The organism is Rhizobium sp. SVR5-9E (genome assembly GCF_056755095.1).
The window spans coordinates 110,552-124,866 of the sequence record NZ_JBNDHS010000001.1 but is presented as its reverse complement, the minus strand read 5'-3'; the positions used below and the strand labels follow the sequence as shown (position 1 = coordinate 124,866).

The window sequence follows — 14,315 nt, the reverse complement described above, 5'->3', positions numbered from 1 at the left end:
TCTCACGCCTTGGCAGGCCGTATTTCGGCGAAGGCAGTTATGGGCCGGAAGCGTATCTTTGCATTGACCGGGATCTGTCCCGCGAGATCGAGATGGTATTCGGCGACCGTGCCGATCACCGGGTAGCCGCCCGTCAGCGGATGGTCGGCGAGGAAGAGCACCGGCTGGCCGCTGTGCGGCACCTGGATCGCTCCCGTCGCCGTGCCCTCGCTCGGCAGTTCCGCCTTGTCCCTGCGCTCCAGCGGCACGTCGCCGGAAAGCCGGATTCCGACGCGGTTCGACTGCGGCGTCACCTGCCAGAGTTGCGCGGAAAGGTTTGAAATCCCGGCCTCGGTGAACCAGTCGCTGCGCGGACCCATGACAACATCGAGCGTCACGGTATCGCCCGGTGCCGGATGCTCGAAGGCCGGGGCCTCGGTCACGGAAACCGCTTTAAGAGCTTTGGTCTGCGTGCCGACGGTCAGCACCGCACCGGCTGTCACCGCTTCGGGGCCAACGACCGCAAGCGTATCCGTGGCGGCGCTCCCCAGAACCGGCCTTACGGCAAAGCCGCCGCGCACGGCAAGGTAGCTGCGCATGCCTCGCTGCGGATGCCCGAGGGTGACGACGTCGCCGGGCTCCAGCGCGATCGGCTGATAGGTCTCAACCGGAATGGTCCGGCCGGCGGTGTCGCGAATCGTGATCGGGCAGGGCGCGCCGGTGACCGCCACCACCGCGCGTCCCGAAATTTCGAACGAGAAACCGCCGAGCGTGATTTCGAGACAGGGGGAATCGATCGGATTGCCGACCACGCGATTGGCCGCCTTCAACGCGCCTTTGTCGAGCGCGCCGGATGCCGAAACGCCCTGGCCGGTCTTGCCGAAACGTCCGAGATCCTGGAACAGCGCCGGCATCGGCGCGGCGAGAACCTTGAGCGTCAAGGCGTCTGAGACCGACCGGCTCACCGGTTTGGCAGGTTTTGGGGTCACGGCCGTCGGTGTCGTCGGGGCGTGTTTCTTCGCAAGATCGAAGAATCGCACCCGATAGCCGGGCTGGAACAATGCGGGCGGGTCGCGCGAAAGATCCCACATCTTTTCCGGCGTGGTGCCGATGATCTGCCAGCCGCCCGGGCTCGCCTGCGGATAGACGCCGCTGAAGGCGCCGGCCAAGGCCACCGAGCCCGCCGGAATCCTCGTGCGCGGGCTTTGGCGGCGTGGCACCTGGAGCGCCGGATCACCGCCGACGAGATAGCCGAAGCCCGGCGCGAAGCCGCAGAAGGCGACAGTGAACTCGCTTTCCGTGTGGCGGCGGATGACGTCCTCGACCGACAGGCCAGTGAGGTTTGCAACATCCTCAAGGTCCTCGCCGTCATAGCGGACGGGGATCTCGATCAGCTTGTCGGAGGGCGCAAGGCGGGCGGAAAGATCGCGCCTGCCGATCTCGCCTGCCAGCTTTTCCGCCGTTAGTTTTTCCAGCCGGAAGCGGATCATCAGCGTGCGGGCTGCCGGTATCATCTCCTCGATGCCCTCCACTGGATCGCCCTTGAGTGAGGCAAAAAGCGCCAGCGTCTTGTCAAGATCGGCGAGTTCGACAAGCAGGGTTGTCAGGCTGACGGGCAGAAAACGCATCGTCACCTCAGCCGTGGCCTTGATCAGGCGGAAAGAAAGGAGCGGACGGTGATGCCGTCGGCCTCGAAGGAGCGGCGGATTTCCCGGGCGATGGCGACTGCGCTGGGGTTGTCGCCATGCACGCAGATCGACTGTGCGTCGATCTTGATCGTGGTGCCGTCGATCGCTTCCAGCGTGCCCTCATGAGCGAGCTGCAGCATGCGGCGTGCGATGAGCTGGGCATCGTGCAGCACGGCGCCCGCCTCGCGTCGCGAGAGAAGCTGGCCGTCCGGAGTATAGGCGCGGTCGGCGAAAGCCTCGGCGACGACCGTGAGGCCAGCCTCCCGTGCAAGAACGAGGATCGGCGCGTTGGCAAGCCCCATCAGCACCAGCGATGGGTCGACAGCCTTGATGGCGTCGATCACGGCCTGTCCCTGTTTCGGGTCATAGGCGATGCGGTTGTAGAGTGCGCCGTGCGGCTTGACATAACCGACCGCCACCCCGGCGGCGGCGGCAAGGCCCTTCAGTGCGCCGATCTGGTAGATGACATCGGCGATCAGTTCGGCGCTGGTGACATCCATGTCGCGGCGGCCGAAGCCGACGCGATCGGGATAGGAGACATGCGCCCCGACCGAAACGCCCTTTTCAGCCGCGGCCCGTACGGTCTTCAAGATGCCTATCGGGTCGCCGGCATGAAAACCACAGGCAACGTTGGCGCTGGAGACAATCGAAAGCATCGCCTGATCGTCGCCCATGGTCCAGGCGCTGTAGCTTTCTCCGAGATCACTGTTCAGATCGATGGCGGTCATATTTGGTCTCCTTAGCGGACAGTCGAAGGCAAAGATAGGGCCGATCGGGTTGTCGCCGCACGGGGCCTAACTGGGCCAGCGTCGATGCAGCGTTGGTCTCAATCCGCGAGGATTCTGCGTTTTGGCCTAAGCTCCCAGCATCGCATCGATCTGAGCGATCAGCGCCGTGTAGGTTTCGATATTCCGGCGGTACTCCGCCTTGATACGCTCAGTGATATTTGCAAGCGGGCCGCTCCCTTCCGCCTGAAAGTGCTGGATCTCCTTTTCGTCCATCGTCTTCAGATGGTCCTCATGTTCCTTGATCTTCTGTTCGTACTCGGATCGCAGATCTTCTAAGTCCATGTCATCCTCCTACGTTAACCCATCCCAGTCACGGAGACGCGCCGCACGTTCACGTTTCCTTTGGCTGAAAGCTTACTGAAAGCTGAGCTTGATAACAATGCGGACGGATGGTGGAGGAGACACGAGCCCGTGCTTTATTGGCGATGCTTCAGACCAATTCGGCGTGGTGGTTGAGAGTTGCAGTCCTGGACTCCTCTCGGGGAGGGCCGAAACAACCCTCCCATTTTTCTAGGGCTCCGGGCTTCCCGCCAAAATGTGCAGTCCTAGTTGATGGCGTGGAGATGTAATCTTCGGTAAGAAGTCCTGCATATTACCGAATTGGAAAAAGACGAGCCCTCCGCAGGGATCGCAAACCGGTGGAATCTGTGACCACGGACGCAACGCCGACAGACAACGACACAGCCATCAAGACAGAGTCTGGTCCAGCTGCCGATGCAACGCCCGGAAACGACGCGACCGAGCCGTTGCCGTCACCTTTTGAGCGCAGCAGGCGCGCGGTTCGGGAACTTGCGCATGCATTGCGCCATGACCTCGGTTTGACATTTCGTCGCGGTGCCAGACGGTTCCTCACTGCGGCCAGGACGCTCAGGGAAAGAGCAGGTAACGTCGATGTCCCAGAAGCAAGAGCCAGATTCATAGCCGCTTCACGCTCCGTCGCCTCTCGGTCAAGGAGGATGTTCGCGGGCATGATCGCCTCCCGGCCGCGGCTTCGCTCCTGGAAGGGTCTGTTTGCCCTGGGTTCGCTAGGCTGCATCCTGCTCGTGGCCGGTGTCCTGATCTGGGCGTTGAAGGACGTCCCCTGGCGCGAGATCGCAGACGGCTCCTTGAAGCCCACGATCTTTCTTGAAACGGCAGACGGCCAGCCGCTCGTCCGGCAGGGGAGGTTTCAAGGCCGGTATGCGCGTTATGAGGAATTTCCTCCGCACCTGATCGATGCCGTGCTCTCGATCGAGGACCGGCGGTTCCCGGATCATTACGGAATAGACCTCAGGGGCATCTCACGCGCCATGCTCCGTAACCTGCAGGCCGGCGAAATCGTCGAGGGCGGCAGCACTATCACGCAACAGCTTATCAAGATCCTCTATCTCGAAAGCGATCGGACGCTGAAGCGCAAGATCCAGGAAGTGGTCGTTGCCTTCTGGTTGGAATGGAAGCTCGGCAAGCGGGAGATTCTTACACGCTACCTGAACTCGGTCTATCTTGGCGCAGGCGCGACCGGCATGCCGGCGGCAGCGCGGATCTATTTCGACAAGGATATTGGTGCGCTCGACATTCGCGAGTCAGCAATGCTCGCCGGCCTCCTGCAGGCACCGAGCCAGCTGAACCCGATCGACAATTTCGAGGGCGCCCGGCGGCGAACCGCGACCGTACTCGACGCAATGGTTGCAAACGGCAAGCTCAAGGAGGGCGAGGCGGCGGCTGCGAAGGCCGAATTCACTGCCTTGCACCCGACCCCACCGGCGCCACGCCTGGGCAGCTGGTTCGCCGATTGGATATCGAGCCAGGCCGGCGAGATCGCGGGTTCTTCGGTCAGTTCAGTGACGGTACGCACCACTTTGGTGCCGCGTCTCCAGCGCGCCGCAGAAGAGGTGATCAAGCGTGCGCTCGATGAAGATGGAAAAGCGCTCGGCGCATCGCAAGCCGCATTGGTGGCCATGACGCCCGACGGCGCGGTTGTCGCAATGGTCGGGGGCCGCGATTATAGGGCGAGCCAGTTCAACCGGGCTGTCACGGCAATGCGCCAGCCAGGCTCCACCTTCAAGCTGTTCGTCTACTATGCTGCCTTGAAGCAGGGCATCAGTTTGAGCGATCGCGTCTACGATAGGCCGATCAAGGTCGATGGCTGGGCCCCGGAGAATTCTGGAGGTCGCTACCGTGGCGTGGTCACCGTTGCGGAAGCATTTGCTCGCTCCCTCAACGCCGCGACCGTCGTGCTCGCGCAGCACGTGGGAATGGAGAATGTCGCTGCGGCAGCCAGGGAGCTGGGCATCGACGCGCCTCTCAACCCGGTGCCGGCACTCGCGCTCGGGGCGTCGGAGGTCAGCTTGCTCGATCTGACGGGCGCCTACGCGTCCGTTCGCTGGGGGAGCGCTCCCGTGGAGCCATGGGGCGTGATCGACTTTCAAGCTGCGACGGAGCCCCAGGCTTTCCGGGTGGGTCCGCAGGTGACGCCGTCAGTCGATCTTTCCGCCTATCGCGATGACCTCTCTACGCTTCTTCAACTGGTGGTGGAGCGAGGTACCGGACGCGAAGCTTCGCCGGGTTTCTTTGCTGCCGGGAAGACGGGCACCAGCCAGAATAACCGCGACGCCTGGTTTGTTGGCTTTACGGACTCATTAGTCGCGGGCGTCTGGGTCGGCAATGATGACGATACGCCGATGAAAGGGGTAACGGGTGGCGCATTGCCTGCTCGGATATGGCGCGAATTCATGCAGGCTGCGATGGCCAGCCCCTCTACGCTCGATGGCTCCGGGGCGGAGATATTGACGGGCGAACAGCAACCCGCTGCTTCGTGCAATATTCGCGCCTGCTCGCGAAGCTATCGTTCCTTCCGCGCCTCGGATTGCACGTACCAGCCCTATCGCGGCGAACGGCGTCTCTGCGAAAAATAATGGTCCGGCGCCCACTCTTCGTACTTAAGCGTAGACATCCTTGATCGCGTCCAGGGGGCCTTTCAGCGCCGTGCGCGGATGGACCAGCTCCGGCTGGATGAGGTGAATTTTGTTCGTGGGGCGATGCTCGGCGATAAGCTCGAATGCCTTCTCGAGCATGCTCTCGATGTTCTGCCTGATCATGATGACGGGGAAGGGCAGGAATGAGCCGAAGGGATCATAATCGTAGCAGCCAACGACGATGTCGGCGAAGGTCTCGTGGGGATGCTGGGCCATGAAGCGGAGCAGGCCCTCGAAGTTGATCGACGAGTTGATGAAGAGCCCGCGTGGCAACTTTCCTTGGCGCTCGTAGAAGGTCTCGAAGGCTCTTTGCGTCATCGCTGGCGAATAGCCGGTCGGCTGAATGCAGGCGTCGGTATCGCCTCCCAGCAAAGCTGATTTGACATCGCGAAAGCCTCTTATGCGTTCCCGGCTGGCATGATCGTTGCGTCCGCCAAACAAGAATAGCTCCTCGGGCTTCAGAGGGCGGGTGGGATCGAAACGCCGGATGATCGCCTCGGTCAGCATCCGGGCGCCTTCGTAGTTGTCGCTGATGACAGATGGCGCCTTGGTTCCCGGTAGGTCGATGTTGATGTGGCGGATGCCGGCGGCTTCGCAGAGGGTGTGAACGCTATCGGGATCGGTCGCACCGGTGATGAACAGCTCGTCGATCGAATAGGAGATCAGCGTTTCGACCGTCGCAAGTTCCTCCTTCGGATCGCGCGAGGCGCTGACGACGATGGGACATTTGCCGCGGCTGCGCACCTGCGCCTCGAAGGTCTGCGCCATGGATGAGAAGTAGCGGTTGTCGTACACAGGCAGAAGCAGCCCAACGAGGCCGGAGCGCGAATGGCGCAGACCGCGGGCCTGAAGGTTCGCCGTATATTGGTGCTGTTCAGCCAGGTTTTGAATGAGTGCGGCCGTGCTTTCCGCGATCCGCCGTTTGCGCCAGGTGCCGTTCAGCACGGCGCTGACCGTCGAGGCCGAGCAACCGGACAGGACCGAGAGATCATAGATCGTAGCCTTCTTTTTGCCCTGCTGCTTCATGCCGTCCTCCCGACATCTCCTCTATTGCCAATTTCCCCTTGACCAAAGCTTAAATTCAAATGATATTACTTGCACCATCGATTGTGCAAGAGGGAAAACGACTTGCGCCATCGAGGTCCGCTTGAGGAGGCGGCGAATTGGAGGACATGATTTTCCGCATAGATCGGAACTGAAACTTGGCACGCCAATTGGCGGCCGAAGGCGTGTTCCTGCGCGGAACGTTCGGAGGAGGAGAAGCATGAAAAAGCTTATGATTGCAGCGCTTGCTGCAGCGTTGTCGCTTGGAGCTTCGTTCGCTGCGCAGGCCGCCGACAAGGTTGGCGTGGTCGTCAAGATCGGTGGCATTCCGTGGTTCAATGCCATGGAGGCCGGGATCAAGGAGCAGGGGACCAAGCTCGGTCTCGATGCTTTCATGGTGGGTCCGACGAGTGCCGACCCGGCGCTTCAGGTGCGCGCCATCGAGGATCTGATCGCCCAGCAGGTCAAAGTGATCGGCGTCGTTCCGAACGATGCCAAGGTGCTTGAACCCGTTCTGGCCAAAGCCAAGGCCGCGGGTATCATCGTCATCACCCATGAATCTCCCGGCCAGAAGGGCGCCGACTGGAATTTCGAACTGGCCTCGTCCAAAGGTTTCGGCGAAGCTCATGCCAAGCTTCTGGCTGAGAAGATGGGTGGCAAGGGCGAATATGCCGTGTTCGTCGGCTCGCTCACAGTTCCGCTGCACAATGCCTGGGCCGATGCGGCGGTCGCTTACATCAAGGCAAATTATCCTGATATGAAGCTCGTCGGCGAACGGTACGGCGTGGCTGAAGATGTCGACAAGAGCCGCTCGACGGCGCTCGATCTCATCTCGGCTCATCCGGACCTCAAGGGCTTTCTCGCTTTCGGCAGCCAAGGCCCGATCGGTGCCGGCCGCGCCATCGAGGAGCGGCGCAAGACTGGAGAAATCTTCGTTCTCGGGCCCTTCTCACCCGGTCAGGGCCAGAAGCTGATCAAAGCGGATGCGATCTCCGGCGGCTTTATGTGGAATCCGAAGCAGGCCGGCGAAGTCTTCGTGACGCTGGCCGATCGCCTGATCAAGGGTGAGAGTGTCAAGGAAGGCGACGACATTCCCGGTCTTGGCGTGATCAAGCCGGTCGGCAACGACATCATCGTCGATCAACTCTTGCCGATCAACAAGGACACGGTGGACGAACTCGCGGGCATGGGCCTGTAACGTTCCCCGAACGCGTTCCTCCCGGGCTGCCGGGCTGGCTTCGGCTGGCTCGGTGGTGCCCGGGAATTCTTCGGATCGAAACGATGATCGCACCTGAAACTGTGGAGAGCGGCCGCCCGGAGCCGCTGTTGTCCCTGCATAACATCAATATGACCTTCGGCGGCGTCAAGGCGCTGAAGAATGTCAGCTTCGACGTTCTGCCGGGCGAGGTGCACTGTCTGGCCGGTGAAAACGGCTCCGGCAAGAGCACGTTGATCAAGATCATCACCGGCGTCTACCGTCCGCAGTCCGGCGCCGTCATCGATTACGACGGCCAGACCTATACGCACATGTCGCCGGTGACGGCGCAATCCGCAGGCATCCAGGTCATCTGGCAGGACCTTGCTCTGTTTCCGGAAATGACGGTTGCCGAAAACATCGCATTTCAGACGGTGCTTGGCCGCTGGCCCCGGTTTGTCAATTACGACAGCATGCGCGAAACCGCGCTGAAAGCGCTGGCTCGGCTCGGCGTCACGCTGGATGTCGACCGGCCGCTGAAGGACTACGCGATCGCCAAGCGTCAGATCGTTGCGATTGCGCGTGCGCTGATCGGCGAAGCCAAGCTGGTCTTCATGGATGAGCCGACTGCCTCGCTGACGCAATCGGAAACGGACCATCTGCTCGACATCGTCCGGACGCTCTCTGCATCCGGTGTCGCCGTGGTATTCGTCAGCCACAGGCTGGCCGAGGTGCTCGAGATATCGAGCCGGCTGACGGTTCTGAGGGACGGGGCGCTCGTCGGCGTCTACCCGACGAGCGGAATGCCCCAGTCGCGCATCACCGAACTGATGACCGGCAAGACCTTCGACCAGACGATCCATGTCCGTGACGTCGGCAGCAATCCGGTGGTGCTGGAGGTCGAGGGTCTCACCCGGCCGGGGCAGTTTCAGGATATTTCCTTTACCGTCCGACGCGGCGAGACCCTCGGCATCACCGGCCTGCTTGGTGCCGGGCGCACCGAGCTCGCGCTCTCCTTGTTCGGCATGTTGAAGCCGAAGGCAGGTACCATCAGGCTTGAGGGCAAGCCGGTCCGTTTCTCCTCCAATCGCGACGCGATCGCGGCCGGGATCGCGTATCTCTCCGAGGATCGGCTGTCTCTCGGGCTCATTCAGCCGCAGTCGATCGCCGACAATCTTGTCATTGCATCGCTCGACCGCATCATCTCCGGTGGGCTGTTGTCCGATACCGGCAAGCAGGAGCTGGTTGCCCGATGGATCACTGATCTGGGCATCAAGATCGGCAAGCAGGACGATGCGATTTCGACGCTTTCCGGCGGCAACCAGCAACGCGTCGCCATCGCCAAGTGGCTGGCGACCGGTCCGAAGCTGCTCATTCTCGACGCTCCCACCGTCGGCGTGGACGTCGGTGCCCGCGCCGGCATCTTCGATATCGTCGCCAAACTCGCAGCCAGCGGCCTCGCGATCATCCTGATCTCCGACGAGGTGCCGGAGGTCTACTTTCATGCGGACCGCGTGCTGCACATGGCCAAGGGGCGTATCGTCAATCGGTTCACGCCGCGCGACTGCGCGCTTGAGGACATCGAGGCTGCCGTCTATGCATAAACTCGTTCAATCCCACGCGACGGAATTTGCGCTGCTTGCCGTCATGGTGATCATCAGCCTGTTCCTGTCGATCATCACCGACCGCTTCTTCTCGCTCGGAAACGCGTTCGATCTGCTCAACACCAGCGCCGTCAATATCATTTTCGCCGTCGGGCTTCTCGTCGTCTTGATCGCCGGCGGCATCGATATCTCCTTTGCGGTCGCAGCCTCGGTCGTTCAATACATCACTGCCATCCTGCTCGGCTGGATTGGGGGCGGCGGTTGGGTGAGCGGTCTGTTGATTGCCGGCGTTCTCGGGATCCTGCTCGGCGCCGTCAACGCTTTCCTCATCCACAGATTCCGGATCATTTCGATCGTCGCGACCATCGCCACCTTCAACATCTATTTCGGGCTGTTGATGTTTTTCACGCGCGGCGTGTCGATTTACAATCTCCCGGACTGGCTGACCTCGCGCGTTGTCCTGTTCGAGCACGAGATGGCGGATGGGACCTGGATCGAAATCACGCTGCCGGTGCTGGTCATGGTCATCTGCGTCGTCGCTACCTGGCTCTTCATCACCCGAACGACGACGGGGCGGCAGCTTTATGCCTTCGGCGATAATCCCGAAGGAGCGCGCCGGTTCGGCATCAATATCGCGGCAATGCAGTTCATCGCCTTTGGCTGGCTTGGACTGATGGCCGGCATCGCAGGTCTGATCCAGGCGCACTACGCACAGGAAGTCGTTCCAAACGCGCTTTATGGTCGCGAGCTGGACGTGCTTGCCGCCGTGGTACTTGGCGGCGCCCGGCTCGGCGGCGGTAAAGGCTCCGTCCTCGGCTGCGTGCTCGGGGTTCTCTTGATCTCGATCACGCAGAACGGCCTCAATCTCGCAGGCGTCTCGCCATATGCTTTCAAGATGATCGTCGGCGCCATCATTCTGGTCGCCATTACGCTGTCGAACACCAGCATCGAAAAGCTGCTGCCGTTCATGCGTCAGGAAGGAGGCCGCAGATGACCGCCCTCCTCAAGCGCCGTTGGGCGATCATCGGGCCGGAAATGGCCGGGCCCGGACTTGCGCTCTTCATGGTCCTGCTCTTCTTCAGCTTCGCGTCACCACAATTCCTGAGCCGCGCCACTTTCGGTTCGGTGGCCTTCCAGCTACCGGAACTCGGGCTTCTCACGCTCGCCATGCTTTTGCCGGTGCTGACCGGCGGGCTCAATCTCGCGATCACCTTCACCGCCAATATCGCCGGCCTGACACTGGCCTGGGTGCTGAAGGCACACGGGGGCGTGGATGCGGGACCCTTTGCTTTCGTGCTCGGCAGCCTCCTTGCTATCGGCGTCGGGGCGGCGAGCGGCGTGGTGATGGGGTTAGTGATTGCCTATACGCGGGCCCACCCGATCCTGGTGTCGCTGTCGATGATGATCTTCCTGCGCGGACTCGGCGAGTTCTTGACTCACGGTGGCGATGTCTCGGGTTTTCCGGCCTACCTTGCGCCTCTCGGCCACGGCAGCGTGCTCGGTTTTCCGGTGCCGCTTCTCGTCTTCATAGGCTGCGTGGCGATCTGGCATCTGCTGCTGACAAGGATGAAGCTCGGCTTCAACACTTACATGATCGGCTCGAACATCGAGGCGACGCGATATTCGGGCATCAGTACGCGCAAGGTCCTGGTGCTGGTCTATACGCTGTCTGGCGCCATGTGCGCGGTCGCCGGCATCATCATGCTCGCCCGCTTCAACTCGGTGCGCGTCGGCCACGGTGAATCCTATCTGCTGATCACTGTGCTTGCCTGCTTCCTCGGCGGCGTCAATCCATTTGGCGGCTTTGGCAGGGTCATCCCCGTCTTCGTGGCGCTCGTCGTTCTGCAGCTGCTCGCATCCGGCCTCAACCTCATGGGAGCCAACCAGCATCTTGCGACAGCCGTCTGGGGCATCCTGCTCATCACCGTGATGATCCTGCGCTATGCGGCCGGGCATCTCAAATTTCTCAAGCGAAAAAAGGGATAAGGCCATGGAAGGTTTTGGTGTTCACACCAGCATGTGGACCATGAACTGGGATCGCGCCGGTGCGGAGAAGGCGATTGCCGCCGCCGTCAAGTACGAGATGGATTTCATCGAGATCGCGCTCCTGAATGCGCCGGCGGTCGATGCGGCACATACCAGGGCGCTGCTGGAAAAACACAGGCTGCGCTCTGTCTGCTCGCTTGGCCTACCGGAAAGCGCCTGGGCGTCCGTTCGTCCTGACGCGGCGATCGAGCACTTGAAGGTCGCCATCGACAAGACCGCGGAAATGGGCGCGGAAGCGCTTTCCGGCGTGATCTTCGGCGGCATCGGTGAGCGTACCGGCGTTCCGCCGACGCAAGGGGAATACGACAATATTGCGCGAGCCCTGCAGGCGGCGGCCAAGCATGCCAAGTCTAAGGGTATCGAACTCGGTGTCGAGGCAGTGAACCGTTACGAGAACCACCTGATCAATACGGCCCGGCAGGCGGTGGACATGATCGAGCGGGTCGGTGCCGACAACGTTTTCGTTCATCTCGATACCTATCATATGAACATCGAGGAAAAGGGCGCCGCCAACGGTATTCTCGATGCCCGCGATCACCTGAAATACATCCATCTTTCGGAAAGTGACCGCGGCACGCCGGGCTACGGCAACATTCCCTGGAATGAGGTTTACGCGGCACTCGCTGCCATAGGCTTCAAGGGCGGGCTGGCGATGGAAAGCTTCATCAACATGCCGCCTGAAGTCGCTTACGGACTCGCGGTCTGGCGCCCGGTTGCGAAGGATGAGGCCGAAGTGATGGGCAACGGCCTGCCGTTCTTGCGCAACAAGGCGCGGCAATACGGCCTGATCTGAACGGCAATCCGGAAAGCCGAAATGACGGAAGGGCAGGCGACCGATCGAAGGGAAGACAGACAGCCGGCGACTGTCGTCGTGCTGGATGTGGGCAAGAGCAACGTGAAGCTCAATGCGGTAACGGCCACAGGTGAGGTTGTCGAAACGCTGTCGGTCTGCAACCCGGTGCTGGAAGGCCCGCCTTGGAAGCATCACGACCTGCAGGGGCTGAGCGATTGGGTGTTCGACAATCTGGCCGCTCTTTCCGGACGCCACCCGCTTTCCACCTTCATCGCGACCGGTCACGGTTCCGGCGGCGTGCTGGTCGGATCTAATCCTGATGACGGCGATGGAACCGTCCTGCCGATGATCGATTACGAGCAGGCTTTGCCGGACGATATCCGCGAAGGCTATCGACCGCTCTCCGGCTCCTTCCTCGATCGTGGCAGTGCGATCATGCACGGTGCCACCCATCAGGCGCGGCAGATTTTCTGGATGCAGCAGGCGCAGCCAGGGGCTTTTGCTGGATCATGCTGGTTTCTCGGCGTGCCGCAATACTGGGCATGGCGGCTGTCGGGTGAGGTGGTGTCGGAAACGACAGTTCTCGGTGCGCAATCCCATTTGTGGAACGTTGCGGAAAGACGCTGGTCGCCAATCGTGACCTCGCAAGGCTGGGCCAGGCTGATGCCGCCATTCGCCACGGCCTGGCAAGCAATCGGCACCATCCGCCGCGGTCTTGCGAAGCGGTATGGATTGCCAGCCGATATGAGGGTGCTGGCGGGCATTCACGACAGCAGCGCCAACTTCTACCGCTATCAGGCGGCGGGATTGGAGGATGCGACCGTCGTTTCCACGGGCACCTGGATCGTTGCGCTGAACGCCGAGACGCCGCTTACGCGACTGGATGAGCATCGGGGAATGACCTGCAACAGCGACGTATTTGGCCGCCCCGTCGGCGGCGCCTTGACGATGGGCGGGCGGGAATTCAGCCACCTCGCAGGGGTTGGCAATGCCAATGGCGAGGCCGGCGCGAGGCTTGTCAGCCGGCTGATCGGGCAGGGCACGATGGCCTTGCCCTCCTTCGGGGAAGATGACGGCCTGTTTCCGGGCAGCGCCGGCAGGGGAAGGATTGCGGGCCCTCAACCCGCCGACGATGCCGAGCGCCGGGCTTTGGCGGCTCTTTACACGGCGCTGCTGACGATCGAATGCGTCGATGCGCTGGCGAACGGCGGACCGCTTATTCTCGATGGCAGCTTCCTGCGGGATCCGCTCTATGGCTCGCTCGTGGCCGCGCTCCGTCCGGATTGCGAGACGCTCGCCAGCCTCGAACGCTATGGCGTTGCATCCGGCGCAGCGCTCCTGGCAACCCATGGACTCCGCCGGGGACCTGCCTCGATCGCACTGGAAAAGCCTGCAGTCTTCCATCATCCGCCCGCCGACTTGGCTGCTTATGCCCGACGCTGGCGAACCGAGGCGCGGCATGCGGCGCGCAACGATTTCAACGTCCATCAGGAAAGGTTCACTTCATGAACGAACACACCGATATGACGGCGCTGCGCCGCGAAATGGTCGATGTCTGCCGGCGGATGAATTCGAGTGGCATCAATCAAGGCACTGCCGGAAACCTGTCCGTGCGGACCAGCAGCGGCTTTTTGATCACGCCGTCGTCCTTGCCCTACGACGCGATGACGCCGGAGGATTTGGTGGAGATGGATTTCGACGGCACCTACGTCGGCCGCCGCCCGTCGTCCGAATGGCGCTTTCATCGCGACATCCTGAAGAGTCGCACGGATATCAATGTCGTGCTGCATTGCCATTCGATTTACGCAACAACGCTCGCCTGCCACCACAAGACCATTCCGAGCTTCCATTATATGACGGGCGTCGCCGGCGGCACCACGATACGCTGCGCCGAGTACGCGACGTTCGGGACACAGGCCTTGTCGGACAACGCGCTGGTGGCGCTCACGGACCGGTTCGCCTGTCTGCTCGGTCAGCACGGCCAGATCTCGCTCGGCAAGACGCTCGAGTCCGCCCTGTGGCTGGCGATCGAAATCGAGACGTTGTCACGCATCTATGTGCAGGCCTTGACGCTCGGCGAACCGCCGGTGCTGCCTGACGAGGAAATGGCGCGGGTCCTTGAGCAAATGCGCCGCATGAGCTATGGGCAAGCGCCTGATGCGGAAGGTGTCAACGACATTGCACGGCCGCGAGCCGGAGTCATTTAAGCTCCCTCAGTGTCTGG

At 61.8% G+C, this 14,315-nt stretch carries 12 protein-coding genes; 8 read left to right on the top strand and 4 right to left on the bottom strand.

All coding sequences use genetic code 11. The features are described from left to right. Window positions 1-2: 2 nt before the first annotated feature. From ACPYOJ_RS00570 to ACPYOJ_RS00560, 3 genes are all read right to left on the bottom strand, one after another. Window positions 3-1,607: a 5-oxoprolinase subunit B/C family protein gene (locus ACPYOJ_RS00570; RefSeq protein WP_481414487.1), complete on the bottom strand. Its 1,605-nt coding sequence runs from the start codon at window positions 1,605-1,607 to the stop codon at window positions 3-5. Between the two features lie 23 nt (window positions 1,608-1,630). Then, complete coding sequence (locus ACPYOJ_RS00565) at window positions 1,631-2,395, bottom strand: LamB/YcsF family protein (protein WP_481414486.1); 765 nt, start codon at window positions 2,393-2,395, stop codon at window positions 1,631-1,633. Window positions 2,396-2,521: 126 nt separating this feature from the next. Further along, a complete protein-coding gene (locus tag ACPYOJ_RS00560; RefSeq protein WP_481414485.1) occupies window positions 2,522-2,737 on the bottom strand; it encodes a hypothetical protein in 216 nt (71 codons plus the stop codon). Between the two features lie 686 nt (window positions 2,738-3,423). Between ACPYOJ_RS00560 and ACPYOJ_RS00555 the strand changes: the two genes are divergently transcribed. Next, window positions 3,424-5,349, top strand: a complete 1,926-nt coding sequence (locus ACPYOJ_RS00555) for a PBP1A family penicillin-binding protein (protein WP_481414484.1) — start codon at window positions 3,424-3,426, stop codon at window positions 5,347-5,349. Window positions 5,350-5,373: 24 nt separating this feature from the next. Here the strand turns inward: ACPYOJ_RS00555 and ACPYOJ_RS00550 are convergent, their stop codons facing one another. Further along, the gene (locus tag ACPYOJ_RS00550) at window positions 5,374-6,435 is read right to left on the bottom strand and encodes a LacI family DNA-binding transcriptional regulator (RefSeq protein WP_481414483.1); all 1,062 of its coding nucleotides are present in this window, start codon (window positions 6,433-6,435) and stop codon (window positions 5,374-5,376) included. A gap of 238 nt (window positions 6,436-6,673) precedes the next feature. On the opposite strand from ACPYOJ_RS00550, the gene ACPYOJ_RS00545 reads away from it, so the two are divergent. The 7 genes from ACPYOJ_RS00545 to ACPYOJ_RS00515 all read left to right on the top strand — a co-directional run bounded on the left by ACPYOJ_RS00545 (window position 6,674) and on the right by ACPYOJ_RS00515 (window position 14,298). Beyond that, window positions 6,674-7,651, top strand: coding sequence for an autoinducer 2 ABC transporter substrate-binding protein (locus ACPYOJ_RS00545; RefSeq protein ID WP_168829931.1), 978 nt, complete (start codon window positions 6,674-6,676; stop codon window positions 7,649-7,651). Window positions 7,652-7,734: 83 nt separating this feature from the next. Beyond that, window positions 7,735-9,252 (top strand): sugar ABC transporter ATP-binding protein, encoded by a 1,518-nt coding sequence (locus tag ACPYOJ_RS00540; RefSeq protein ID WP_481414482.1) that lies wholly within the window; start codon window positions 7,735-7,737, stop codon window positions 9,250-9,252. After that, window positions 9,245-10,246, top strand: coding sequence for an ABC transporter permease (locus ACPYOJ_RS00535; protein WP_481414481.1), 1,002 nt, complete (start codon window positions 9,245-9,247; stop codon window positions 10,244-10,246). The genes ACPYOJ_RS00540 and ACPYOJ_RS00535 overlap by 8 nt, the downstream gene beginning before the upstream one ends. Beyond that, window positions 10,243-11,238 (top strand): ABC transporter permease, encoded by a 996-nt coding sequence (locus ACPYOJ_RS00530; RefSeq protein ID WP_168829934.1) that lies wholly within the window; start codon window positions 10,243-10,245, stop codon window positions 11,236-11,238. The genes ACPYOJ_RS00535 and ACPYOJ_RS00530 overlap by 4 nt, the downstream gene beginning before the upstream one ends. Before the next feature lie 4 nt (window positions 11,239-11,242). After that, on the top strand, window positions 11,243-12,091 hold the full coding sequence (locus ACPYOJ_RS00525) for a sugar phosphate isomerase/epimerase family protein (protein ID WP_481414480.1): 849 nt from the start codon (window positions 11,243-11,245) through the stop codon (window positions 12,089-12,091). Window positions 12,092-12,112: 21 nt separating this feature from the next. After that, window positions 12,113-13,600, top strand: coding sequence for an FGGY-family carbohydrate kinase (locus ACPYOJ_RS00520; RefSeq protein ID WP_481414479.1), 1,488 nt, complete (start codon window positions 12,113-12,115; stop codon window positions 13,598-13,600). Further along, the gene (locus ACPYOJ_RS00515; protein ID WP_481414478.1) at window positions 13,597-14,298 is read left to right on the top strand and encodes a class II aldolase/adducin family protein; all 702 of its coding nucleotides are present in this window, start codon (window positions 13,597-13,599) and stop codon (window positions 14,296-14,298) included. Before ACPYOJ_RS00520 ends, ACPYOJ_RS00515 begins: the two co-directional genes overlap by 4 nt. The last annotated feature ends 17 nt before the right edge of the window (window positions 14,299-14,315 follow it).

Bases quoted from the DNA above. Each gene is read 5' to 3' on its own strand.
- ACPYOJ_RS00570 (WP_481414487.1), bottom strand. From the start codon at position 1,607: ATGCGTTTTCTGCCCGTCAGCCTGACAACCCTGCTTGTCGAACTCGCC.
- ACPYOJ_RS00565 (WP_481414486.1), bottom strand. From the start codon at position 2,395: ATGACCGCCATCGATCTGAACAGTGATCTCGGAGAAAGCTACAGCGCC.
- ACPYOJ_RS00560 (WP_481414485.1), bottom strand. From the start codon at position 2,737: ATGGACTTAGAAGATCTGCGATCCGAGTACGAACAGAAGATCAAGGAA.
- ACPYOJ_RS00555 (WP_481414484.1), top strand. From the start codon at position 3,424: ATGATCGCCTCCCGGCCGCGGCTTCGCTCCTGGAAGGGTCTGTTTGCC.
- ACPYOJ_RS00550 (WP_481414483.1), bottom strand. From the start codon at position 6,435: ATGAAGCAGCAGGGCAAAAAGAAGGCTACGATCTATGATCTCTCGGTC.
- ACPYOJ_RS00545 (WP_168829931.1), top strand. From the start codon at position 6,674: ATGAAAAAGCTTATGATTGCAGCGCTTGCTGCAGCGTTGTCGCTTGGA.
- ACPYOJ_RS00540 (WP_481414482.1), top strand. From the start codon at position 7,735: ATGATCGCACCTGAAACTGTGGAGAGCGGCCGCCCGGAGCCGCTGTTG.
- ACPYOJ_RS00535 (WP_481414481.1), top strand. From the start codon at position 9,245: ATGCATAAACTCGTTCAATCCCACGCGACGGAATTTGCGCTGCTTGCC.
- ACPYOJ_RS00530 (WP_168829934.1), top strand. From the start codon at position 10,243: ATGACCGCCCTCCTCAAGCGCCGTTGGGCGATCATCGGGCCGGAAATG.
- ACPYOJ_RS00525 (WP_481414480.1), top strand. From the start codon at position 11,243: ATGGAAGGTTTTGGTGTTCACACCAGCATGTGGACCATGAACTGGGAT.
- ACPYOJ_RS00520 (WP_481414479.1), top strand. From the start codon at position 12,113: ATGACGGAAGGGCAGGCGACCGATCGAAGGGAAGACAGACAGCCGGCG.
- ACPYOJ_RS00515 (WP_481414478.1), top strand. From the start codon at position 13,597: ATGAACGAACACACCGATATGACGGCGCTGCGCCGCGAAATGGTCGAT.